The organism is Komagataeibacter sp. FXV3 (assembly GCF_015155755.1).
Taxonomy (GTDB): domain Bacteria; phylum Pseudomonadota; class Alphaproteobacteria; order Acetobacterales; family Acetobacteraceae; genus Komagataeibacter.
On record NZ_VWPI01000019.1, the window covers coordinates 1 to 24,638 of the forward strand.

Here is a 24,638-nt window from a genome sequence, read left to right on the forward strand (position 1 = left end):
GCCTGTCCTCGCCGCCCGCGGCGACCGCGGCCTGTTCTTCCGTATCGGCCTGCGCGCGTTCGGAATCCCGCACCGTGGCCGGGTCGATCTGCTGGATCAACGGGGTGGAATTGCCCAGGCGGGCGCGGTCTTCCTCGATCTGTGTCTGGACCTGTGCAAAGCCTGTCGCGGGCAGGGCCAGCGCGAAACATACGATACATGACCCCGTAAGCAGACGTCGCCGGACGGTGCTGAAGGAAAGGGCGGGAACGAAAAGGTTCGATCTCCCTGATAGATGCCGTGAATGGGGAAGGGTCATGATATCCGCCGCAATTGAGAATCAGTATCAATAAGAATAACTCTCAATTACATTTTGACGCAAAACCGTCAATCGCAAGCATCATGCGTATTTTGCAATGCAGATATCAGCGCAAGAAAACTTTTGGTACACCTTCGCTATTCAGACACGACATGATCATCACACCGGTCCACAGGGACAGTGAAATACTTGCCCCGACCCGTCCACGTAATGAAATGACCGGATTTCCCCTAAGTACCGACAGGTAAACCGAACGGTGGCACCACATGGCATTCAGCATGGCCAGCGTGATCAGCAGCAGCTTGGGTGTCAGATACGCCCGGCTGCCGATGTGTACCGGGTCGTAGAAGAACAGCACGACACCCGTAACCATGGCGATGGCGAAGGCAATGTGTAGCGGGCGTACCATCAACTGCGCCGTGGGCGCCAGGCGGGGCGCCATGCGGGGATTGAGGATGCCGAGGTCAAACAGCATGTCCATCCCGAAAAACATGGCCATGCTGACAATGTGCACGATGCGGATCAGGTAATGGACCGGTTGCAGCCAGAAGTGCAGCATCCGGCTGTCCATTGCGACCAGGACCGCATAGGGCAGTCGCATAAACGCGAGGGGATGGCTGATCATGGCAGGGGGTCTCCGTATGTATCGCACAGCACATACCATCCGTTGACAGTGATAACAATTATCATTATCAGATTTGTGAAATCAGCCGGAAGGGAATCTGCAATCCAGGCATGGGATTACTGAAAGTTAAAAATAAAACAGAGACCATGACCTGATGTTCAGATATATGGAAACAGTCATCATGAAGAAAAAGTGTTCTATACTGGCGCTGGCTATCACGGCCCTGCCTGTGGGCGTTACGGCGGCGCAGGCACGTGAATATCCCATCGGCGGCCCCGTTCAGGCGCATGACATGGAAATCGCTTCCAGCTACCTGACGGGTATCATGGTGGATCCCATGCCCGCCGGCATGACCGACAATACCAAGCCCGACACCATCCACCTCGAAACCGACGTCCACGCCACTGCCGATAACGTGTGGGGTTATCCCGACGGGGCATGGGTGCCGTATCTTACGATCGGTTATTCACTGACCAAGGACGGCACGCCGTGGAAGGCTGAAGGCACGATGCACTTCATGACCGCCAAGGATGGCCCGCATTATGCCGATAACGTGCAGATGGACGGCCCGGGCCGCTATACGGTCGTGCTGACCTATTCCTCACCCGAACAGAGCGGCTTCCTGCATCACGTGGACAAGGAAACCGGCACGCCAGGATTCTGGAAACCGTTTACCGAGAAGTTCAATTTTGCCTATCCCCAGAAATGATTTTTCCAGGGGTATGAGTACACAGGTTGGAGCAGGGTGATGGGACGGATACTGGATCACTGGCGTGCGCTGGCATGCGGTACAGTGGTGGCCATGGGCCTGTCGGCAGGGCTGCCTGCGGCGCGGGCTGAAACCGTGACCGACCTGGCCGGCCGCAAGGTGGACATTCCGGCCAGTGTCCATCGCATCATCCTGGGGGAAGGGCGTCTGGTCTATGCCCTTGCCCCATTGGAAAAGCAGCACCTGTTTGACCGGATCGTAGGGTGGCAGGGGGAATTCCGTGGTGCGGATACCCAGAGCTACGATCAGTATGTCGCAACCTTCCCGCAGGCGGCCAGGGTGGCGCTGATTGGCAAGACCACGGCGGATACGGTCAGTCCCGAACGCGTGCTGGACCTGCATCCCGATCTTGCGATCCTGACGGTATCCGGCCATGGGCCGGGGGCGGCGAGCGAACTGGTCACGCAACTGGAAAGCGCCCATGTGCCGGTCGTCTTTGTCGATTTTCGTGCTGACCCGCTGCATGACACGGTTGCGTCCATGCAGATACTGGGCCGCGTGCTGCATCGGGAGACCGAAGCAGCGGATTACCTGTCCTTTTACCAGTCGCACCTGAAATACGTGACCGACCGGGTGGCGTCCTTGCCTGAAGCGCAGCGGCCCCGGGTCTTTATCGAAATGCTGGCCGCCATGCGCGAAAGCTGCTGCCATACGGCGGGCAAGGGCAACATGGGCGCGTTCATTACGGCGGCTGGTGGCCAGAATATCGCAGCGCCCCTGCTGCCGGGATATATCGGGGACATTGACCTGGAAAAGGTCATTTCCGCTGATCCGGACATATATATAGCAGACGGGACCAAGGGACCGAAGGCCAGCGGGCCGGGCCTGCGCATGGGGGCGGAGGTGACGCCGGACGTTGCACGTGCATCCCTGCAGCGTGTAACGGAGCGTCCGGGCATTTCCAGCCTGCGTGCGGTCACTACCGGACATGACTACGGCATCTGGCATTCCTTCTATGATTCGCCTTACAACATCCTTGCGGTCGAGGTGATGGCAAAATGGTTCCACCCGGACCTGTTTGCCGACCTTGATCCCGATGCGACGCAGAAGGAACTGTATGACCGCTTTCTCCCCGTCAGGCAGGAAGGGACATTCTGGGTCAATGCGCGTCCCTGATGATGTACCGGTAAGCGCACCTGCCGTCCCGTCTTCTTCCGACCTGTCGGGGTATGCCCGGCAGGTGCGCGGCTCCTATCGCATGCTGCTGCGACGGCGGTTGGGGATTCTGGTGGTCATTGCCGTGTGTATCGTCGCGTCTGTCGTACTTGATTTCTGCCTGGGGCCGTCCGGCCTGTCGGTGGGGGCGCTGATCCATACGTTGCTGCATCCGCATGATGTATCTGCCGGGCAGAGTGTCATTGTCTGGCAGATCCGCCTGCCTTATGCGCTCATGGCCGTATGCGTGGGGGCGGCACTTGGGCTGGCCGGGGCGGAAATGCAGACCGTGCTGGCCAATCCGCTGGCCAGTCCGTTTACGCTGGGGGTTTCGGCTGCTGCGGCGTTCGGGGCCTCGCTGGCGATTATCCTGCAATGGCGGTTGCCCGGCGTGCCGGATGCGTGGGTGGTGTCGGCCGATGCCTTTGTGTTTGCCATCGGGTCCGTCCTGCTGCTGGATATGGTGTCGCGCAGGCGCAATGCGGGAACGGGCACGGTTGTGCTGTTTGGCATTGCCCTGGTATTCGCGTTCCATGCACTGGTTTCCCTGTTGCAGTTTGTCGCCAATGAGGACGCGCTGCAGGATCTGGTGTTCTGGACCATGGGCAGCCTGACGCGGGCGACATGGCCCAAGCTGGGGTTGCTGGCGGTGGCCTGCGTGGTGGTGGCGCCGCTTTCCTTTCGCGCTGCATGGAAACTGACCGTGTTGCGCATGGGGGAAGAACGCGCCGCCAGCCTTGGGGTGGATGTGCCACGCGTGCGGCGGGGCGCGTTGCTGCGGGTCAGCATCCTGTCGGCGCTGGCGGTGTCCTTTGTGGGGACGATTGGATTTGTCGGGCTGGTCGCCCCCCATATCGCCCGCCGCCTGCTGGGGGAGGACCATCGTTTCTACCTGCCCGGCAGCATGTTTGTCGGTGCGCTGGTCATGTCGCTTTCGTCCGTTGCGGCGCGCAACATCATGCCCGGTGTGGTGATCCCGACCGGTATCGTGACGGCGCTGGTGGGCATTCCGTTCTTCCTTGCCATTGTCCTGCGCAGGCAGGGGCTTTCATGATGGATGGCCTGTTCGCGGAACACGTAACCGTCAGATATGGTCGGCGCACCGTTCTGGACGACCTGACGGCCGGCCCGTTTCCAGCGGGAAAGGTATCTGCACTGCTCGGTCCCAATGGCAGTGGCAAGTCCACCCTGCTGCGCGCCATGGCGGGGTTGGGGGAAGCGGCGGGCCGGGTCATGCTCGGCCCGGATGAACTTTCGCGCATGTCGCTGGCGCAGCGGACGCGGCGTTGCCTGTACCTGCCCCAGACCCTGCCGGCGACGGTACATCTGCAGGTGCTGGAATCGCTACTGGCTGCCCAGAATGCCACGGGTGTCATGCCCGGGGGCATGGGTGGGGATGAAATCGATGCGGCGCTGCGTATGCTGGACATATTCGGCATAGCGGATCTGGCCATGCGGTATATGGATGAACTGTCGGGTGGGCAGCGTCAGCTTGTGGGGCTGGCGCAGGCACTGGGGCGGCATCCCGATGCCCTGCTACTTGATGAGCCGCTTAGTGCGCTCGACCTGCATCATCAGTTTGCTGTCATGGAGGTGCTGCGGCGTGAGACGGAACGGCGCAACATCGTGACGGTCATGGTACTGCATGACCTGAATATTGCCGTGCGCATGACGGATTATGATGTGATCCTGCGCGAGGGTAAAATTATCGCGGCCGGCCCCCCGTGCGATGTCATTACGTCTGACACATTGCGTCAGACCTATGACATTGTTGCCCGTGTGGAAACCTGTAGTCGGGGATTGCCGCATATCATGGTGGATGGGTTGGCGCCTGTAAGTCACTGATCGCTGGTTGAAAACAGTCTATTGATAAAAAAGTAAAAGTTTTGGGTGCTGCCTTTTTTCGAAAAGGCGGCATTTTTTGAAGCTTTTTTGAAAAAATTTACCAAAAGATTCATTATAATTTGCACGATATCACAAGAATAATGGATCTCGCCCAATCCATACGTAATATTCAGGCCCTGCTCGTCCCTGCGGCAAAATATTGCTGCAGGGTTGACGGTGCATTCCGGCCGAACCGGGTCCATGGTAGCGCGCAGCCCAGCGTTGCATGCTGCGTGTGATATCAGGGAAGGCTGTGCCACCTGTAGGGAATGGCTGACAGATGTTTTCAGATATTTTCCGCGAGTATATTAGAAACGTGGGGTTCGCCCAGCCATGTCCATAAAACCGACGGGATGTAATCAGGGACTGTCGCAATGCGATATGAAGGGCTGTGTACCTCGTTCATGGCTGTCATTCCCATTGCGATCGTTAAAAATTGAACCAGCGGTGAACAGGATCAGGGCTGATAGTCATATTGTCCATGGAACAGGAATGGAAACAGCGGGATTGGTGACATCATCCTGCTTTCTGCGTCTATTCATGGATTATCATGCAGGCATTATGATACAGTATGTTACCTCTTGCCGGGATTGGTCAGCATATCAACCAGACCTGAACATGGTGAACAGATATGCATGATGACATAGGCACAACCATGGCGTGTATTTGTGAAATGAATGTAATGATGGCAGATTACGGTCTGGTTTTGCAATAACGGAATAACAGCATGTATTGTAGCGCAGGTATGTGCGGATTACGGTCGGTAAGATTCATGACATATGGATGGGGATCATGCTACCGACATGCATGGCATGCGTCAGGTCAGAATATGAATATATATTTGATATGATATGTAATTATTAAAAAATTTCTGGTTGCATTATGATTTATTTCAGATATTATTTTATATAATAGGATGATATAACATATATTTACATAAAAATAACAATTACATGACTTTATATAATTAAAATGATATAGGTTATTTACTTTTACTCATGAATTTTGTTTGTATTTTGCATCTAATGCGATTGATGAGCAGGACATATATTCTATATGATGTGTTTATAAAACATTGAAAATTCATTAACAAAAATCAGTAAATCAGAGATGTGAGATGCTGTTTTTTCAACTCCCCAAACAAAAAATTGCATATGTTCCATGGATGCGATAATGAATGGATTTATTATTGCGCAATCATGCTTGTCCGAATACAGAAAGGCGCACTGATATGCAACCCGTGCAGGCATTGCTGCGTATGTGCCTGTAATGGGGATGATATAAAAAATATGCAGCAAAAGGCTTTGTTGTGGTTGCATAATAGACGCATGATTATTACTGATAGGGCAGACAGGTGCCCGGACGGCAATCTACAGAGGAAAGATACAGACATTGGACAATAAAGATCTCCCGCATACCGAACTGGTATCCATGACGACAGAGATCGTGGCCGCACATACCAATCATAATACCGTTGGCATTGAGCAGATCCCCACCCTGATCGAAACGGTTTATACTGCGCTGAAGGGGCTTGGTGCCGAAAAGGTGGTTGAACCCGCCCCGCTGCAGCCTGCCGTGCCGATCAAGAAATCAGTATTTCCTGATTACGTGATCTGCCTGGAAGACGGCAAGAAGCTGAAGATGCTCAAGCGTCACCTTCAGACGGCCTATGGCATGACCCCGGAGCAGTATCGTGAAAAATGGGGTCTGCCCGCCAATTATCCGATGACCGCGCCCAATTATGCCGCGCATCGCTCGTCCCTTGCACAGAAGATCGGCCTGGGTCGCAAGGTTGTGGTTGAGCCGGAACCCGAAGTCGCGGCGGAAGCCCCGGCAAAGCCCGCACGCAAGACCCGTGCGCGTCGCAAGAAGGGCGCCGATGCACAGGCGTAATGGATACGCCGCATGATCGCAAATACCCAGCCTGGGAACAGGCTGGGTATTTGTATTTTCAGGGAATGAAAAGATATTTTGCCATTTGTAATGACAGATGAATTATTGCGTTCCCGAACGTTATGAATGCATGCGGCTGTTCTCTTGTCCGTGGGGCTAGGGCCAGTCATTCCCCGTGTAAAGCGTAGTCCTTTGGGTGAATACCTTCATGCGGGGCAGGAGCATGATATTGCCTGTACAGTATATCGCAACGATATGATACACTATCCACCCCACTGCCTGGCGGTGCCTTGTTTGTGCCCGGTGCAATAAGCCAGTCGGGAAAGAAGTATTCCGGCAGCAGGGTGCTGTATCGTGGTGACCGCCCGGTTGCACGCCACCTTATTTCAGGCGGCGTATGTTATCGCTGCGGTCCGGATCGGGCAGGGTGTGGTCAGGATCAAGAATGGCCCTGTCGACTGTCGGACCGCCGGGGAAGGTTGCAGTCATGGTATTGGTCAGATGCCAGCTTTCCGTCGGGATGACCTGATCGACATGCGTGCCGTCGACATATTCCAGCCGTAACGTGACGGGCAGCATGAGCCTGCCCTTTGTGCGTATACGGACCTGTGTACCCTGACGGGCATCGTTATTGATATGGGACAAATCGGATATGCCGTAATCCGGCCAGTCGTTTTCAAAATACCAGCCACGCCAGAACCAGCCCAGATCTTCCCCGGCTTCACTTTCCATCAGCCGGAAGAAATCCGACGGGGTCGGGTGATGGTATGCCCATGCCCGGATATAACGGCGGAAGGCGGTATCGAACCGCTCAGGCCCCAGTATCTGTTCGCGCAGCAGCATAAGCCCGTACGCGCTTTTGAAATACGTGACCGGGTGCCGGTATGCTTCCGGCACCAGTTCCGCTGGCGTCATGAGGGGCGGTGCCTTCGGGTCTTTCAGCACCGGAATGATGTCATCGGCAGGTCGGCCGGTCAGGGGCGCGAATTCCGCGTCATGCTTGGGCGCGTATTCCCCATGGTTGAAATGTTGGGAAGCATAGGCGTCGATAAAGGTATTGAACCCTTCATCCATAAAGGCATCGCGTCGTTCATTACTGCCCACGATCATGGGGAACCAGTCATGGCCCAGTTCATGCGTGGTGATCCAGAACAGCGTATCGTTCCGGTCTTCCCACCCGTCAAAGACAATGCCGGGATATTCCATGCCCGCCCCGTGGCCGCCCACATTGATGGCATTGGGCCAAGGATAGGGAAACCACTGGTTGGAAAAGTATTCAATGGCATGTTTGACGTATTCGGTGGAGCGGTCCCATGCCTGCGGGCCGCTGCCTTCACGCGGGTAAACCGACATGGCCAGGCGTGGCACGGGTTTCCTGCCCGGTGCCGGACGCGCGGGGGGTAGGTCAATGCGTGCCGCATCCCACACAAAGGCAGGGGAGGCGGCAAAGGAGACGTCACGCGTATTTTCCATGTAAAAATGCCATGTCTTTTCCCCCATGTGCGCCGCGTGACTTGTGGGGTCCGTTACGTCATGCGCTGTGCGGATCATGACGGTCCGGTCGCTGCGGGCCGCCTGCGCCAGACGGGCGCGTTCGGTTTTGGTCAGCACATCACCCGGATTGAGCAGCGCGCCGGAACCGACCACCGTGAAGTTCCACGGCACCGTGACGCTGTAATCAAAATCGCCGTATTCCAGATAGAATTCCTGTCCCAGATAGGGCAGCGTGTCCCATCCCCGATGGCTGTCATAAACGCACATGCGGGGATACCACTGCGCAATTTCGTACATTTCGCCATCCCGGGCGGGGGTCACCGCCGTGCGGCCGCCCCACGGGCCGGGAACGGTGTAATGCCAGCGGATCCGGATCCGGACCTTCTGCCCATGGGGCAACGCCGTATCCGGCAGGACAAGCTGCATGCGGGTATCGAATATGCGCGGCGACAGTGGGGTTTCGCGCCCGTGGTGCATGATGGCGACTGAATCGATCACCATGCCGCCCGTCGTATGGGGATGACGTTCGGGATTGGCGAAACCTGCCCGGGAATGAGGCTGATAGATGTTCTGGTCCAGTTGCAGCCACAGCGTATCAAGGCTGTCGGGGCTGTTATTGGTGTAGGCCAGCGTTTCCTCGCCCGACAGGACATGGGCGGACGTATCGATACGGGCATGGATCATGTAATCCGCCCGGTTCTGCCAGTAATCAGGCCCCGGCAAGCCCGAACCGGAATTGTAGCGGTTGGGCGCGTCAGGCAGGGACAGGGGGGCAAAGACCTGTCGCATGTCCATTGCGGTTGGGGCCGGGGCTGCCTGCGCCCCGATCGCCGCACAGCAGCCCGCACAGGTCAGGATGATCGCCAGCTTTCCGTATGCCATTACCCTGCCTCCCGCCTGTCATGGTTACGGTAGGGTAATGGATGGCGCCCGAAGCGCAAGATGCGGACGGGCACCGTGCGCGGCGCAGGCCCTCAGATAACCTTCAGGCCAACTGTAACAAGGATCGCGGCCAGTATGGTGCGCTGCACCCGGTCGGGAACAAGCCCGATGCACAGGCTGCCCAGTATGATGCCCGGAATGGACCCGCACAGCAGCGAAGTCAGCAGCGGGATATCAATATCCCCGATCCACCAGTGTCCCATGCCCGCGATGGCCGTAAGGGGCACGGCATGGGCAATGTCGGAGCCGACCAGACGGCGGATTTCCAGCGTGGGATACAGAAAGATCAGCGCCGCCATGCCGATGGCCCCCGCACCGACGGAAGACAGCGTGACCATGACCCCCAGCACCGCGCCCAGCAGCGTGGTCAGCTGACCGGTCATGGCGGGGGAAACGCTACCGGCCTTCTGTCGCGACAGCATCTGCAGCCGATGGCGGAACAGCACGCTGGGGGCCGTGATCAGCAGCGCTATGCCCAGTGCCACTGAAATCACATGCGTCACCTGTGCCGAGGGACTGCCCGCCCAGTGCAGGGCTGCAATCGTAAGCAGGGTGGCGGGTATGCTGCCCAGCGCAAGCCGTCCCACCACGCGCCATTCCACCGACTGGCTGCGACCATGTACCAGCGTGCCCACCGTCTTGGTCAGGGCCGCATACAGCAGGTCCGTGCCCACGGCGGACTGTGGATGCACCTTGAACAGCAATATGAGCAGCGGGGTCATGAGCGACCCACCGCCAACGCCGGTCATGCCGACAAGGAAGCCGACCCCAAGGCCAGACAGTACATAAAGCAGGTTGATCGATTCAGTCAGATGCATGGTCTGGGGCTTCATGGTTCAATGGTTGTGGGCCTGGGGCGTATCCGGTCCGGCGGCTGGGCTGGGGTACGTGTCCATCCGTTCCTGACTCGTTTTGCATCCAAATTATACTAAAAAGTTAAGTGATTTATGCCGGGTTGTGGGAATTGTTTATGTGTAATTCCCATGAAGCACAAGCCGGTTTGGTGATATGCAGCGACAACATTTTTGCATATAACCCGAAAAAATACGCGAAATCCCTGTTGTGCGGTAGGAAGGAGGTAATTGCGGGGGCCGGTCGGATAATCCTGCTGAAAAATGTCCACGGTGCCGCCGCAACCTGCCTGCACCATGCCCGTTGCATGTGGAACCATTCAGGAAAATGCGCCATGTTCAGCAGACAGGTAATGGCTACTCCCTGGAATTCCATTCCGGCGCGTCCACCCCCGATCACGCCACCAGCGGTGGATGATCCCGATCATGGTGAACCCGATGAGAAGGAACCACTGGACCAGCCGGAAAAACATTTCCCCGATTATGATGAGGATGAACCCATAGATCCGGACAGGGACACTCTGGTCGAACCGCTGGAACCCGATGAGGAGGATGAAGGGCCTGTCACCGACCATGTCCATACGGTGACATGCATGACCATGGGAACCGGTTTGACGAAACTGAAAGTGTACTTGCGGATATCGCAAACACGAATCCATTATCCGGATGTTATATTCTGTTATCGAAACAAATGGCAGAAGCCTGGGTCCACGGCAGGACACGCGATACTTGGAGATGGTGATGACGGATGTGATCCAGTCCGAATATGTAGACACTTCCATCCAGCATGAGTTCGATCAGGACGGCGTCGTCTGCCTGCGGCAGGTGATATCCCCGGAATGGATTGCAAAACTGAAAAATGCCTTGCCCACGGCCATACAGTTGGCAGGGCCCAACCATTTCCGTTTTGAAAATCCCGGTGAAGCCGGACTGTTTTTTGGTGATGTCCTGGTCTGGCAGCGTGTACCCGTATTCGAGGAATTCATGCGCACGGGGCCCCTTGCCGCCGTGGCGGGCAGTCTCATGCAGTCCCGTACCGTCACGTTCTATCATGATTTCCTGCTTATCAAGGAAGCGGGTACATCCAAGCGTACCCCCTGGCATCAGGACCAGTCCTACTGGTGTGTCGGGGGCACGCAGGCGCTTACGATCTGGACGCCGCTTGATATGGTGCCGCTGGAAACGTCACTGGAATTCGTAAAAGGCTCACACCGCTGGGGACAGTTGTTCGAGGCCGTGCCTTTCGATCCGTCAAGTAAATTCCGCGGGGACCGGGATGGACGTCCGCCGCTGCCCGATATCGATGCAGTGCCGGAAGATTACGACATCCTGCGTTGGGCGATGGAACCGGGTGACTGTCTGGTGTTCAATTGCAAGACGCTGCACGCAGCCCCCGGCAATCAGGATCCCCGGCGGTCACGGCGTGTGCTTTCGACCTGCTGGGCCGGTGATGACGCCCATTATGTCGAAATCAAAAGCGACATCGCCCCACCGGTCAAGGGCGATAACCTTACGCCCGGTCAGGCCCTTGCATGTCCCACGTTCCCACAGATCCTGCCGGTTCCCGGTCCGTTGCCTGAAACGGTCTGAATATGTGGGGATGATGTGCCGATTACGCCTGCCGGGCATTATCGGACAGTCTCAACCGCATCATCCATCGTCCCGTAGCAGGGTGTGATTGTGTCATCACACCCCGCTACGGATCTACAGGGGGGGGAGCGTGACGGTTGTGCGGGTGGCCTTCTGATCTATACAGGGTCGAAATGTGCATCGGCTGCCATGACGGCATGCAGCAGCACATTGGCCCCGGCCACGATATCCCCCGCTTCCGCATGTTCCGCTTCGTTATGGCTCAGGCCATTACGGCAGGGAATAAAGATCATGGCCGTAGGGCAGATATGTCCCATGTAAGCGGCATCATGACCCGCGCCCGACACGATATCCCGACAGGTCTGTCCCGTCTGACTGGCTGCCCTGCGAACCAGCTCAACACAGGCGGGATCAAAATGCACAGCCGGGGATTTCCATATACGTTTCATTGAAAATGCAATGCCCTGCTGTTCCGCCTGCCGGGCTGCTTCCTTGCGGATGCACTCTTCCACGGCGGCAATTACATCATCATCGGGATGGCGCAGGTCCAGCGACATCTGTACTTCACCGGGGACCACATTGGTACTGCCAGGTTGCACATGAATGATGCCTACGGTCGCGCGTGTATCCTCACCATGAGACTGCGCGATTTCATCAATCATTATCATGATATGCGCGGCGGTCAGCAATGCATCCCGACGCATGGCGCGCGGTGTCGTGCCGGCATGGGCTTCCTGACCGTTCAGGCGCAGGTCAAACCAGCGCATGGCCTGTACGCCGGTTACCGCGCCAATGGTCGTGCCTTCCTTTTCCAGAACCGGTCCCTGTTCGATATGCAGTTCAAAATAGGCGCGGACCGGATGCTGACCGCAAGGTTCGTCGCCCCTGTAACCGATTTCTTCCAGTGCCTGCCCAAAGGATATTCCGTCCACATCCCGTATTTCATAAGCCTGTAATTCAGTAATGGCACCGGCAAATACACCGGATGAAAACATGGCGGGTGCGAAACGGGATCCTTCCTCATTCGTCCAGTTGACCAGTTCAACAGGGTGCCGCATCCGGTAGCCACTGCGCTGCAGCGCGCGCAGGACCGACAGACCGGCCAGGACACCATAGATGCCATCATATTTCCCTCCTGTCGGCTGTGTATCAAGATGACTGCCCATAACCAGCGGCGGCAGTGACGGATCGGAGCCGGGCAGGCGGATGAACTGGTTGCCCATGGAATCAACCGTCAGCACGCCGCCCAGTGCCGCCGCCTGTGTTCCTAACCAGTCGCGGACCTGACGGTCCTGTAGGGTAAGGGCCAGTCGGCAGATCCCGCCTTTCGCCGTGCCGCCAAACCTTGCGGTTTCGGCAATATCCGCCAGTAACGATGGGCTATCAACGGCAAGGTTAGTCCCCGTCCTCAATGTCTTCTGGTCCATGTATTTTCCTGTTATTTACTATATTGTTTTCATTGTGCTGCAAACGGTGGCTTCCGTTGCGAAGCATATTATTCTGGAACGGTAATATATTTCTGGTCTGTTCTGTTATTTATTTATACTGCCCGACAGGTTCCATTTATCCGCCAGGGTCATGAATTCATGATCCTGGCGCAGGCGGGCAAGGGCTTCCGAAAACAGGGCTTCGTTTTTTACGTCGCCTTTCCTGAAGGCCGCGACGATATTCGTTCGGTTGATGGGGGGAGCAATGGGATGGAAATGACCGCCGCCCCTCAACCCGATAATGAACGCGACGACTTCCTGTCCATGCAGCGCGGCGCTTGAACGCCCTTCGCGCAGGTTGCTCAACTGCTGGCCAAGATCGGAATCCCACATGACCTTTATGGCGGGTTTCCCGGTGGCTTCGCAGTTTGTGGCGCTCCAGCGTGAGACCTGTTCGGCAAAACTGGTGCCCTGAATGGTGGTGACGGTCTTACCGCACAGATCGGTCAGCGTATGAATGTCGTCATGTTCGGCGGAGGTATAGAATTGCGATCCGGTCGTAAGGTAGGGAATGAAATCAAAAAGCGCGTGCCGGGCGGGAATATCGTAAAAACCGCTGATGATCATGTTGGCCCGGCCTGACATCAGGGTCGGGATCAACTGTTCAAAAGTACTGTCCACCCATTTGACCGGTCGCGCCGAAACCCGGCCAATCGCCCCGGCCAGATCAATATCAAATCCCTGCAGATGCGTGGTTTCCGGGTCACGGAACTCCATTGGCGGGTTGCCGGTGTTGATGGCCACGACAATGGGGGCTTCCACCGTCACGGCCGTCGGGGCAGTCCGGAAACAAAAAATGCTGAGCAGGACACAGGCGATCATGGCTGCCGGGATAATGGTCATTATCCATGTCCTGTTCATGGTCGGGACTTTCTAACGCGTCGGAACGGAAAGGGGGGGCACGCCCCCGATCCAGCGGGGGATCTGCTCTTCATGCGGTGTCCACGTGCCGCTGGCGATCAACGAAGCGATATGGGCTGCGATATCCTCCATCGGCGCAAACCAGACATCCCCTTTTTCCTGCATGTATCCGAGCAGTTTCACAATTTCCGCCGCACGCGACAGCCGGCCTGATACGAACGGGTGCCATATTGCAGACCACAGACCGCCATATTGCCAGGCCGCATCGAATTCGGCGCGGAACACGGCCATGGCTTCCGCGGGGGCGCGGATTGTCTGGGCCATTTTGAAGGCCTTGGTATGCACATATTGTGGCCAGTCATCCAATGCGTGGGTGGAAGGCAGTTCGATCAGCGAACCGGCATTGCCTTTCAGCAGGTAAGGCACGTCGTCGCCATACAGGGAAGCATCGTACCGGAAGCCATGTTCGACAAGAAGGTCAAGCGTATATTCCGAAAACGCACCCGACGGATTGCGGTATCCCGCTGGTTGGCGCCCGGTCGCTTTCTCGATCGCGCGTATGCCTTTTTCAAGGATACGGCGTTCATCATCCGGGGAATGCTGGTTTACGCGTTCATGCAGCCAGCCATGATGGCCGATTTCATGTCCGTTTTCGACCAGAAGGGATATGGCGTGAGGATATTCTTCCACACACCAGCCCGGCACGTACATTGTCTGCCGGATCCCGAAGTGTTTCCAGATATCGACAATGCGTGGGACCGCAATCGTGGCCCCAAAGCGCAATTCGGACGCGGCGCTGACATGGCGGCCCGCATCTGCGCCGTAAAACAGGTGCAGCAGGCTCTCGGCATCAAAATCAAAGCACATGCACACGGCGCACCGCGCGCCGCCTGGCCACGGGGGAGGGTTACTGATCAACTGAAGCGACATAAGGTTTTTCTCCGGCAGCGGCCTTCAGCCACGGGATGGTTTTCAGGTCATATAATCCGGCTGTTCTTTCTGCATCTTGCGACGCAGGGCGTTCCACAGCATCTCGCCCTTGTCCGGGCCTGTGGAAAACTGGCTGCGTACATGCGTAAGCATCTGGGGCGACGGAATGGAAAGGGGCTGCCCGCCAGATTGCGCGGCAAGCTGGATACGGCATGCCTGTTCCAGGTAATACATGTAGTAAAATGCTTCCGCGATGGTTCGCCCTACACTGAGCAACCCATGATTTTTCAGGATCATGACCTTGTGATCCCCCAGGTCGCGGACAAGCCGCTCCCGTTCGCTCAGGTTGCGGTCTTCCGCGATCCCTTCATATTCATGCACCGCCACCGCATTGTAGAATTCCATGCTGATCTGGTTGATGGGCAGCAGTCCACCCTGCTGCGCCGCGATCGCCATTCCGGCCAGGGTATGGGTGTGCATGACGCAGGCGGCATCGGGCCGCCTGCCATGCACTGCCGAATGGATGACAAAGCCTGCCGGGTTGACCGGCATGGCAGTGGGCTGCGCAGGCAGGCCCTGTGCATCCACCTCGACAAGGGAACTGGCTGTGATTTCCTCGAACAGATAGCCGTATGGATTGACCAGAAAGCGGTGCCCCGGCCCGGGCAGGCGGACGGACAGATGCGTATAGACCGTATCTGTCATGTCCAGATGTGCGAACAGGCGGTAGGCAAGTGCCAGATCCTCCCGCAGGTGCTGCGTTTCGGTCGCGACATCCTGCGCCGCCGAAGGTATTTCAGCCGTGTTCATGCGCCTGCACTCCTTTGTGGTCCATCAGTCGCGCACATTGCCCATGGACCATTCACTGCCGCGTGGCGTTTCCACGTATTCGGGCCAATGATAATCGACCGGCGCCTTGAAATCGCTGGGCAGCAGTGGGGCGATCCAGCGCGTTCCCCCCACGCCACCGCCGGTGCGTTCGCGGAATTCGGCCTGTGCGGCTTCCAGGACGGCGGGTTTTGTCAGCAGGTCAAGCAGGGTAGTGGTGATGACCTGCGATGCCCGGCTCCACATCGGGTCGATGCAGGCAGTGTAACCGGCCATGGCATGGCGCGCCCATGCAGGGTAGCGGTAACCGGGGGCTTCGGGGTGATGCAGGGTGGGACGGGCGACATACAGCCGGACCGTTGGCGCGTGCCATGTATAATCCACGTAATCATCCGCCGCGTAATGCTTCTGCCATTGCGGCAGCTGTTCACGGAAGGCGGCTTCGGCTTCCTGCGGGGATGTTAGTTTCATCATGTTGGGCAGCAGCGGTTCCGCCGTTTCGGGCAGGCCGAGGGTCTTGTGGACTTCCTGGGCGAATCGCACTGCGTCCTCACCCCATTGTGGTGCGCCAAGTCTTTTGAAATTGGCAAAGGTGGTTTCGGCCATAACATGGTTGGGTAGGCCGGGACGGGTCTTGGTGATCCATTCCTTCTTGACGGTACAATGCGTCATCGCGGCGATGCTGTCGGCATTACGATCAAGGATTTCAAAGGCCGAATGGCACATGTCCAGCGAGGGCGCGCGCATGGAATACTGGATCTGCCCGATTCCGGGGGCGAAATTGTCCGCCGTGGCCTGACCGGCAATCGGGATGAATTCGTTGATGGTCCAGCTACCGGTATGTGGCAGGATGGATTCCTTCATCATCTTGGAATTGGTGTACATCAGGCAGACCGCATCGATCGCGCCGGGTGCGCGTGCGATAGCATGTATATGCGTGATTTCACCCGAAGAGATGTTCGCCTGCCATGTCTCGGGATCGGGACATTCAAATGTATAGATACGACTCCAGTAAGGTGCGCTTGTTGTCTCCCAGAAACATCCATTCGTCAGCGCGGGAAAGGAATGGGGATGAAAACTGATGGCCGCATCCAGTCCGGCATAATAGCCGTGGGCGGCGTGCACCGGCTTTGAACCGCACATCTTTTCCGCCGGTTCACCAAAGAAGACGAGCGTGCCGGGAATGGAATGTTCTTCCATGGCCCGTTTTGTCGCCAGGAAACCGGCCAGTGCGCCGATACCCAGTGCGGAATGCGGGTCGGTATGGCCCGCCGCCAGCCGGCTTGTCCCCTTGCGCGGCTGCCGATAGGGAACCGCTTCCTGCGACTGTCCGGGTACCGCGTCATATTCCGCGTAGCCTGCCAGTACGGGACCGTCCCCATTGCGCCATTCCGCACGGAAGGCGGTGGGCATCCCTGCCGTGCCTTCCTCCACAGTGAAACCTTCGCTGCGCAGACGTTCGACATACCAGCGACTGGAGCGGTATTCGCGCCATGACGGTTCCTGAAAATCCCAGATCGTCTTGTGATCCTTGGAAAACGCGGCCTGCCGTTCAATCAGCCAGTCGAGCGCCGTACGCTGCGCGTCGGAAAATTCATCGTTCCACATTATTCCGCTCCCCTCATACATCGTCGCGGATCAGGGGGCCGGTCGAACAATGCAGGCCGCCACCACCGGAAATCATCTTGTCGTACTTGACCGGAATGATATCGACGCCGGCACCCGTCAGCGCCTTGCGTGTTTTTTCGGATATGCCTTCGGGCATCACCACGCGACCGGGCGCAATTGCCAGGCAGTTGATGATTGAAACATCATCATCGTAACCGACTTCGATGATATGAATGCCTAATTCGCCAAGCTTTTCAATGAACCAGTAGGGTAGGAGGGCAATATTGGCGATGGCGAGGTCAGGGGCGAGCATAACAAACACGCCGTCGATATGCAGCCTGTAACCGGTCAGTTGGATGCGCAGCAGTTCAACACCCTGCGTACGCAGCACTTCCTCGATCTGATCGGCTCCGCTTTCGGTGGTGCGTGAAGAGATCCCGATAACCGCGGTTGTCGGGTTCAGCCATGCAAAACTGCCGCCTTCGGCAACACCATTGCCTGAAATCGTCCGCAGGATCGGACAGCCCATGCGGGCCAGTGTCTGGGTAACGGGACGTTCTTCCCCCCGGCGGATTTTCGGGCCCATACGCGTGACAATGGCACCCCCATTCACCGCAATGACCGAATCACGGGTAAAGCAGGATTTCATACGCCCCGGCGCGATGGAATCGAGATAGACAACTTCCACGCCTTCCCCGCGCAGGGTGGCGACGTAACCGTCGTGCTGCGCCTGCATGGCCGCAAGGTCGGGGCCAGTGTCGCCACGCCAGTACCAGCCGGCTTCAACATCACCAAAAGCGTTGTTTTCCATCCGCTTGGATGTATCAACAATGTTAACTTCATCACCCGGCCGGTGCATCATGACCATACGCAGGCGCCCGACGTCGTTATTACATCCCCATTTCCGGCCCCATACGGCTTCCTGCTGCGCCGTGTCCTCGAACGCGGGTTCCGCTTCCGAGGGGAACAGCTTGATCAGCTGATTGTAACGCCATTCGCCTTCTGTAATCGCATTCATATCGCGCATGACCTATTTTATATTATTGAATGTAAGTAATTAATCCCGGCTGCAGCAAAATCATGATGGCTGCGTCGGTCATGGGATCATCTTATAGCGCCTTTGGGCCGACGCAAGAAAAACTTGGAGTTGACACCAAAAAGTCTGGACAGAACCGATTCATTGCGTTTACGTTTCTAATCATCCGGTATGGCAAGAGTGACCGGCAAACAGGGATATTAAAAAGTTCTGTGTTATTTCATGCAGGAACTCTATCCTGCGGTCAGCGGCAGTTCGTCTGCGGTGGAGCAGATCATCAGGCAGTCTGCGTTTCACAGATCGTCTGGCAGTGTTTAATTGTTTTTCAAAAGAAATGAATGGGAGGGGATGGCCATCACGGCCGGGTGAACGTGCCATCAATTTCGTTTCGATATAGTTTCAATATCCAGATGCGCCAGGGGTATGGGAAATTCAGATTACGGACCAATCTTTCAGACCCGATCAGGTTACGGCAGGGACCCGGGATGCTTCCCGTCTTTGCCGTCGGTCGCGCACGGTCTGTCATGTCCGGGTGCGTAAGCGGGTCAGAAGCAGAAATAAAAAGTAATGACTTCCAATAATCCTACGATCATATGTCAGGAGGCACGTAATGAGACGTAGTCGATGTCTCGGGGTTTTTCTTGTCTGTTGCGTTCCATACGTTGATTCCGCAAAGGCGGCAGTCGAAAGTTCCGGATCCGCAACTGATTCAAAACAGCGGCATGGCGTTTCGGCCTCGTCCAGGACTGGTGCGCATACCGCGCGCCAGAGGGCAGCAGGCCCGGTGCAGGCGCATGAACCGGAACAGTTGCGTGTCATGTCCACCGCCCGTACCCAGTCACATGGGACGAGCGAGGTGGTCAGTCGCGCCATGATGGACAAATTCGTGCCCGGCACCAGCGCGGTCAAGATGCTGGCCCAGTTGCCAGGCGTGCAGTTCACCTCATCGGATGCGCTGGGTGTGGATACGTGGTCTTCCACGCTGTACGCCCGCGGCTTCGTGCAGGACCAGATGGGCTTCACCCTTGATGGGGTTCCGCTGGGGGATCAGGGATATTTCACTTATAACGGCCTGAAATCCCAGGCCGCGATCGCACCGGAAAATATTGCGAGCATGGACATCTCGCAGGGTGCGGGTGCCGTGGATGCGCCGGGAACAACCAACCTGGGCGGCCAGATATCCATGGTTTCATCCAACCCTTTGCAGAAGGCCGGGGCACGTGTGTCGCAGTCCTTCGGGAGTTGGGACGCGTACCATACGTTTGTCCGTGTTGACAGCGGTAACCTGAACAAATCGGGCACCCGGTTTTATGTTTCCTATGTTCGTAACGACACGAACAAGTGGAAAGGTGCGGGGTACCAGTTTGAACAGAACGTCAATGCCAAGCTTGTACAGCCCCTGAAGAACAACAGTGAACTGTCATTCTTCTTTGACTGGAACAATCTTGTGCAGCCAGTCGACTATCAGGATCTCAGCTTCAATTTCCTGAAGGTGTACGGTACCCGGCTGGACAATTATTATCCCAATTATACCAATGCCTACAACGCGGCAGCCGGGAAATACACGCTGGGCCAGGACAAGACGAACGACCCCAAGGACGTTGCGTATTATGACGTGGGGCGTGTCTGGAATGACTATCTGGCGTACACGAAACTCAAGCTGAACATGACGAACAACCTGTCATGGGACACGACGCTGTATGGCCATGGCCAGAAGGCAATGGGGGTATTCACCAACCCGTTCCATGCATCGCCCAATGGGGCGCCACTGTCTGAACAGATCAAGCGTCCGTGGCTCATGCGTTTCGGTTTCACGTCGGGCATGAACTGGCACATGGGGCACAATGTGCTGCGGGCCGGGATCTGGTATGAATACTACCGCAATGCCATAAGCCAGACACTGTACGAGGCCCCGCTGCTGGGGCAGGGCGTGCCTGATCCCAATCATCTGGGCCGCGAATTCGATCGCATGTGGGCCTTTGATTTCAATACCAATACTTTCATGGGGTATGTGGAAGACCAGTATTATATCAAACCAAACCTGGTTGCCTCCGTAGGCTTCAAGGCCATGACATCCACGACACGTGGGTCACAGGTGGCGAACAATACGGGTGAGGCAGCACTGGCACAGGGCAGCCTTAATGCATCCGACGGGTTCCTGCCGCATTTCAATGTCGATTATCATATCGACCGGCATAGCGAACTCTATTTCGATATCGCCAAGAACCTGCGTACCTATGCCGATGGTGGTTACGGCCTGGGCAGTGTCTGGGGTGTAACAAACCTGCAGACGTTCAACCAGATGAAGAAAGTCATCAAGCCGGAAACCGACTGGACCTACATGGCCGGTTATCGTTACCAGGCGAAGATGCTGTCCGCATCTGTCAGTTTCTACCACACTGATTTCTTCAACCGCCTGCAGACGATTGCATCAGGCAATATTGTCAACCCGACTGATTCTGTCGCGAACGTTGGTAGTGTCCACATGAACGGCGTGGACGTGGGGGCGACCATACGCCCGGTCAAGGGGCTGAGTTTCTATAACAGCTTCAGCTATAACCATGGCTGGTATGGATCGGACGTGTCCGATGGCGGCACGACCTATCACACCAAGGGGAAGAAGATCGTCAATTATCCTTCCTTCATGTATAAAACACAGCTTTCCTATGCCTATCGTGGGGCGGAAGTACATTTTGATGCATCCTACATGTCCAGCCGCCCGTTTGACTACATGAACACGCTGCATGTTCCGTCCTACTGGCTGGCATCCATGGGGGCACGCTACAACTTCAGCCGCGTCGGTCCGCTCAGCACGTTATCCGTTGGTTTCAACGTTTATAACCTGTTTAATTCCACCTATATCGGAACAATGGGGGATAACGGAAATCCGATGCAGGGTGATTACCAGTCCTTCAGTATCGGGGCGCCGCGTTCCTTCTTCGGTACCATTTCTGCTTCCTACTAGGACAGGAGTATAAATGCGCTTACATCGTCGCCAGTCCCGATCCGCATGGACCGCCGTCAGGTCCGTTCTTGCCACAGGGTGCGCCATGCTTTTCCTGTCGGGCAACACCGCCGGATACGGGGCGGCGGCGGTGCCGCTGGTCGTGGGGATCAATCCCGTTTACCCGCCCATGGAATTCCATGCTCCTGAAACGGGTGAACTTCAGGGTTTTGATGTCGATTTCGCCTATGCACTGGGAAAACAGATGGGACGCCCGGTGGAAATACGTGAGGCGTCCTTTCCCCAGTTGATGGTTGATGTCGGTTCGGGACGGATCGACATCATCATCAGTGGTCTGAATGATACGCCGGGGCGTCGGGGTGTGCTTCAGTTTGTTGATTATTTACAGTCCGGTGCCCAGTTGCTGGTGTCGGGCAACAGTCCGTTCACGCGGGATACCGATCTGTGTGGGGGGACGGTATCGGCAGCGCGCGGTACTGATTTCGCCAGGATCCTGCAGGCATGGGGCGCACGCGTCTGTGGCGCAGCCCACATGCCCGACATTACGGTGGTGGGGACCGAGAACTCCGCCATGGCGCGTCTGGAACTGCGTGAGGGCAGGGTGCAGGCCGCCGTTCAGGGGGAAGAAACGGTGGGATACTTCCTTGATAACGCCCATTCCCTGTTCCGGCGGTTTCTATCCCCCATCAGCCATGCCTATCTTGCGATCGCCATGCGGCATGACAGCGCATTATTTGACGATATCAGCACTGATTTCGAACAGTTGAAAAAAAATGGGAAATACCAGAGTCTTCTTCGCAAGTGGCACCTGGAAGCCAATACGGTCATCCCCTCCTAGCCGCACAGGTGAAATATGTCTGCTGAAATGCAACTCGACGATCATAGCACAATCATAGAACGTGGCCGTTACCGCATGGTCATGTCGCTGGTGGTCGTGCTTGCGTTCGTGGCGTGGCTGGTTCATGCCTTTGCCGTTTCCGATATCGAGTGGAAGTACGTCAGCCATTTTCTAATGGTCCGCACCATAATGCAGGGTGTGGCCGCAACGTTGTTCATGGCCGTATCGGCCATGCTGCTGGGTGTCGTGATCGGCCTGATCTTCGCCATCGTGCAGCAGTCCGGCAATCCGGTCTGGAAAACGGTCGCGGCCGGGTATGTCTGGCTGTTCCGCGGGACGCCGGTCATTCTGCAGCTACTGTTATGGTTCAACCTGGCGCTGGTGTTTCCGCATATATGGGTGCCCGGTTACGGATCGGTACAGACGGTGCAGCTTATGACCCCGTTTCTGTCCGCATTGCTTGGGCTGGGGCTTAACCAGGGGGCCTACATAACGGAAATCATGCGCTCCGGCCTGACCAGTGTAGACAAGGGGCAGTATGAAGCCTGCTGCATGATTGGCATGACACGCCTGCAGGCGCTGCGCCGGGTCATCCTGCCGCAGGCGCTGCGGGTGGTCATTCCACCGTTGGGTAACGAGTTCATCAGCATGATCAAGCTGACATCGCTTTCCAGCATGATCCAGTATCCCGAAATCCTGCATAGTGCGCAGAACATCTATTACGCCAATGCCCGGGTGATCGAACTGCTGCTTGTGACCGGGTTCTGGTATCTTGCGATTGTTACGGTGCTGATGCCAGTGCAGTATTTCCTTGAAAAACGTATCAACAGGGGATGGTCGGGATGACCGCCACAGATATTGCAGCCACGACTGCGCCGCCTATCCTTGAAGTCCGGAACATGCGCAAGGCATATGGGAACATGCCTATCCTGAAGGGGGTGTCATGCACCCTGAACCAGGGGGATGTGATGTGCGTGCTGGGGGGATCGGGGTCTGGCAAGACCACGCTCCTGCGCTGCATCGCGCAGCTTGAACGGTATCAGGGCGGTAGCGTGGTGGTTGATGGCGAACTGATGGGAATTGCCGAAAAGGGTGGGCGTTTTTACCGCCTGTCGGAACGTCAGATCGCGCGCCAGCGCCTGAAGACCGGCATGGTCTTTCAGAAATTCAATCTGTTTTCGCATATGACGGCCATGCAGAACGTGATGGAGGGGCCGGTCCATGTCCTGTCCGTCCCGCCTGAGGAAGCGCGCAGTGAAGCCTGTCGCCTGCTGGAATGGGTGGGACTGGGGGAGCGAATGGACCATTACCCGGCCCAGCTGTCCGGTGGCCAGCAGCAGCGTGTCGCCATTGCACGGGCATTGGCCATGAAGCCCAAGGTCATGCTGTTTGATGAACCGACCAGCGCGCTTGACCCCGAATCCGTGGGCCGCGTGTTGGCCGTCATGAAACAGGTTGCCGCAACGGGCATGAGCATGATCGTCGTGACCCATGAAATGGGCTTTGCGCGTGAGGTCGCAAGCCGGGTCCTGTTCATGGATCATGGGGTGATCGCGGAAGATGCCCCATCCGCACAGTTCTTTTCCGCGCCATCGCACCCACGGGCGGCTGATTTCTTGGCTTCCACGCTGGGCGCACGCGTACAGACCAACTGAAATTACAGGAATTCATACACTATGTCCGCAACATATGACCGCTATCGTAATGTACCGTTGACCGCCCCCAATCAGGCGCCGCCCGCCCTGCGTTACCCCTGGCCCGAAGGAAACCGGGCCGCCATGTTCCTGTCGTTCGACATTGATGCGGAAAGTGCCTGGACCGGCAAGGATCCGTCCCATGCCGAACGGCTTGTTACCATGTCCTTTGGCGGGTTCGAGGCGCGGGTGGGGACGCCGGTCATCCTCAGACTTCTGCGTGAAATGGGGCTGAAGGCCACGTTCTTCATTACCGGTTGGGCAGTTGAAGCCCATCCTGCCATGGCCGAAGCGGTACTGGCCGATGGCCATGAAATCGGGCATCACGGCTATCATCATCTTATCCCCGAACCCGGTGCCGATCATATGCTGGAGGAACTGGATTACGGGCTGGAAGTGCTCAAAAGGCGGTTGGGCGTCGTACCCGTGGGCTACCGTGCGCCGATCGGGGAAGCGTCGGCTGAACTGTGCAAAAGTCTGAAGGAGCGCAACTTCCTCTATACCAGTTCCTGGTTTGATGATGTCCGCCCGTACCGGCACGTGATGAAGGATGGATCGCCAGGCCTGATCGAACTGCCCCAGACCACCAGTTACGATGACTGGATGCACGGGCTTGCGAACCGCTTCAGTCCGCGTTCGATTTTCCCCAAGGAGCATGTGCTGTCGATGTGGCGCGATGACCTTGATGAGACCCGTGCATGGGGCGATCTGGTAACAACCGTGTTCCACCCACAGGTAAGCGGCCGGCCAATGCGTTTCCGGCTGTTGCGCGAATTCCTGCAGTACACCGTCAGTTGCAACGATGTATGGATTACGACAGGGGAGGAAATCGCGCGGTATTACGAGCAGCAGGAAAAAGCCCTTGCGGTATCGTGACCGGAGCCGCAGGC

At 56.8% G+C, this 24,638-nt stretch carries 22 protein-coding genes and 1 pseudogene; 13 read left to right on the top strand and 10 right to left on the bottom strand.

The window, feature by feature from the left end; all coding sequences use genetic code 11:
- A pseudogene (locus F1542_RS02035) lies at positions 1–298 on the bottom strand (carbohydrate porin); the annotation flags it as partial.
- 106 nt (positions 299–404) lie between these two features.
- On the bottom strand, positions 405–923 hold the full coding sequence (locus F1542_RS02040; RefSeq protein ID WP_193731562.1) for a hypothetical protein: 519 nt from the start codon (positions 921–923) through the stop codon (positions 405–407).
- 166 nt (positions 924–1,089) lie between these two features.
- On the opposite strand from F1542_RS02040, the gene F1542_RS02045 reads away from it, so the two are divergent.
- From F1542_RS02045 to F1542_RS02065, 5 genes are all read left to right on the top strand, one after another.
- On the top strand, positions 1,090–1,632 hold the full coding sequence (locus tag F1542_RS02045) for an iron transporter (RefSeq protein WP_193731563.1): 543 nt from the start codon (positions 1,090–1,092) through the stop codon (positions 1,630–1,632).
- Between the two features lie 39 nt (positions 1,633–1,671).
- On the top strand, positions 1,672–2,808 hold the full coding sequence (locus F1542_RS02050) for an ABC transporter substrate-binding protein (protein ID WP_193731564.1): 1,137 nt from the start codon (positions 1,672–1,674) through the stop codon (positions 2,806–2,808).
- The gene (locus tag F1542_RS02055) at positions 2,795–3,901 is read left to right on the top strand and encodes an iron ABC transporter permease (protein WP_193731565.1); all 1,107 of its coding nucleotides are present in this window, start codon (positions 2,795–2,797) and stop codon (positions 3,899–3,901) included. The genes F1542_RS02050 and F1542_RS02055 overlap by 14 nt, the downstream gene beginning before the upstream one ends.
- Positions 3,898–4,692 carry an ABC transporter ATP-binding protein gene (locus tag F1542_RS02060; RefSeq protein ID WP_193731566.1) on the top strand — a complete coding sequence of 265 codons (795 nt, stop codon included), beginning with the start codon at positions 3,898–3,900 and terminating at the stop codon, positions 4,690–4,692. The genes F1542_RS02055 and F1542_RS02060 overlap by 4 nt, the downstream gene beginning before the upstream one ends.
- Before the next feature lie 1,431 nt (positions 4,693–6,123).
- Positions 6,124–6,624: a MucR family transcriptional regulator gene (locus F1542_RS02065; protein ID WP_193731567.1), complete on the top strand. Its 501-nt coding sequence runs from the start codon at positions 6,124–6,126 to the stop codon at positions 6,622–6,624.
- A gap of 381 nt (positions 6,625–7,005) precedes the next feature.
- Here F1542_RS02065 and F1542_RS02070 read toward each other — a convergent pair whose 3' ends face one another.
- Positions 7,006–9,000, bottom strand: a complete 1,995-nt coding sequence (locus F1542_RS02070) for a M1 family metallopeptidase (RefSeq protein WP_193731568.1) — start codon at positions 8,998–9,000, stop codon at positions 7,006–7,008.
- 92 nt (positions 9,001–9,092) lie between these two features.
- Positions 9,093–9,878 (bottom strand): sulfite exporter TauE/SafE family protein, encoded by a 786-nt coding sequence (locus F1542_RS02075; RefSeq protein WP_227672391.1) that lies wholly within the window; start codon positions 9,876–9,878, stop codon positions 9,093–9,095.
- Between the two features lie 152 nt (positions 9,879–10,030).
- Here F1542_RS02075 and F1542_RS17030 point away from each other — a divergent pair, with 152 nt between their 5' ends.
- Positions 10,031–10,702: a hypothetical protein gene (locus F1542_RS17030; protein WP_227672392.1), complete on the top strand. Its 672-nt coding sequence runs from the start codon at positions 10,031–10,033 to the stop codon at positions 10,700–10,702.
- Positions 10,647–11,501: a phytanoyl-CoA dioxygenase family protein gene (locus F1542_RS02085; RefSeq protein ID WP_227672398.1), complete on the top strand. Its 855-nt coding sequence runs from the start codon at positions 10,647–10,649 to the stop codon at positions 11,499–11,501. Before F1542_RS17030 ends, F1542_RS02085 begins: the two co-directional genes overlap by 56 nt.
- Positions 11,502–11,659: 158 nt before the next feature.
- Here F1542_RS02085 and F1542_RS02090 read toward each other — a convergent pair whose 3' ends face one another.
- The 6 genes from F1542_RS02090 to F1542_RS02115 all read right to left on the bottom strand — a co-directional run bounded on the left by F1542_RS02090 (position 11,660) and on the right by F1542_RS02115 (position 18,233).
- Positions 11,660–12,928 (bottom strand): M20 family metallo-hydrolase, encoded by a 1,269-nt coding sequence (locus tag F1542_RS02090; RefSeq protein ID WP_193731570.1) that lies wholly within the window; start codon positions 12,926–12,928, stop codon positions 11,660–11,662.
- Positions 12,929–13,033: 105 nt separating this feature from the next.
- Positions 13,034–13,831, bottom strand: a complete 798-nt coding sequence (locus F1542_RS02095; protein WP_193731571.1) for a transporter substrate-binding domain-containing protein — start codon at positions 13,829–13,831, stop codon at positions 13,034–13,036.
- A gap of 30 nt (positions 13,832–13,861) precedes the next feature.
- Positions 13,862–14,716 carry a polysaccharide deacetylase gene (locus F1542_RS02100; protein WP_227672393.1) on the bottom strand — a complete coding sequence of 285 codons (855 nt, stop codon included), beginning with the start codon at positions 14,714–14,716 and terminating at the stop codon, positions 13,862–13,864.
- Positions 14,717–14,821: 105 nt separating this feature from the next.
- Positions 14,822–15,589, bottom strand: a complete 768-nt coding sequence (locus F1542_RS02105) for a class II aldolase/adducin family protein (RefSeq protein ID WP_193731572.1) — start codon at positions 15,587–15,589, stop codon at positions 14,822–14,824.
- A gap of 24 nt (positions 15,590–15,613) precedes the next feature.
- Complete coding sequence (locus tag F1542_RS02110) at positions 15,614–17,215, bottom strand: amidohydrolase (protein ID WP_193731573.1); 1,602 nt, start codon at positions 17,213–17,215, stop codon at positions 15,614–15,616.
- Between the two features lie 13 nt (positions 17,216–17,228).
- Positions 17,229–18,233 carry a dimethylarginine dimethylaminohydrolase family protein gene (locus tag F1542_RS02115; RefSeq protein WP_193731574.1) on the bottom strand — a complete coding sequence of 335 codons (1,005 nt, stop codon included), beginning with the start codon at positions 18,231–18,233 and terminating at the stop codon, positions 17,229–17,231.
- Between the two features lie 62 nt (positions 18,234–18,295).
- Between F1542_RS02115 and F1542_RS02120 the strand changes: the two genes are divergently transcribed.
- The 6 genes from F1542_RS02120 (at position 18,296) to F1542_RS02145 (ending at position 24,624) form a co-directional block, all read left to right on the top strand.
- Entirely contained in the window at positions 18,296–18,589 is a 294-nt protein-coding gene (locus F1542_RS02120) for a hypothetical protein (protein WP_193731575.1), read from the top strand.
- 479 nt (positions 18,590–19,068) lie between these two features.
- Complete coding sequence (locus F1542_RS02125; RefSeq protein ID WP_227672394.1) at positions 19,069–21,216, top strand: TonB-dependent receptor; 2,148 nt, start codon at positions 19,069–19,071, stop codon at positions 21,214–21,216.
- Positions 21,217–21,229: 13 nt separating this feature from the next.
- Positions 21,230–22,054 (top strand): ABC transporter substrate-binding protein, encoded by an 825-nt coding sequence (locus tag F1542_RS02130; protein WP_193731577.1) that lies wholly within the window; start codon positions 21,230–21,232, stop codon positions 22,052–22,054.
- A gap of 15 nt (positions 22,055–22,069) precedes the next feature.
- The gene (locus F1542_RS02135; RefSeq protein ID WP_193731578.1) at positions 22,070–22,900 is read left to right on the top strand and encodes an amino acid ABC transporter permease; all 831 of its coding nucleotides are present in this window, start codon (positions 22,070–22,072) and stop codon (positions 22,898–22,900) included.
- 74 nt (positions 22,901–22,974) lie between these two features.
- Complete coding sequence (locus F1542_RS02140) at positions 22,975–23,709, top strand: amino acid ABC transporter ATP-binding protein (RefSeq protein WP_275944683.1); 735 nt, start codon at positions 22,975–22,977, stop codon at positions 23,707–23,709.
- A gap of 21 nt (positions 23,710–23,730) precedes the next feature.
- A complete protein-coding gene (locus F1542_RS02145; protein WP_193731579.1) occupies positions 23,731–24,624 on the top strand; it encodes a polysaccharide deacetylase in 894 nt (297 codons plus the stop codon).
- Positions 24,625–24,638: the final 14 nt, after the last annotated feature.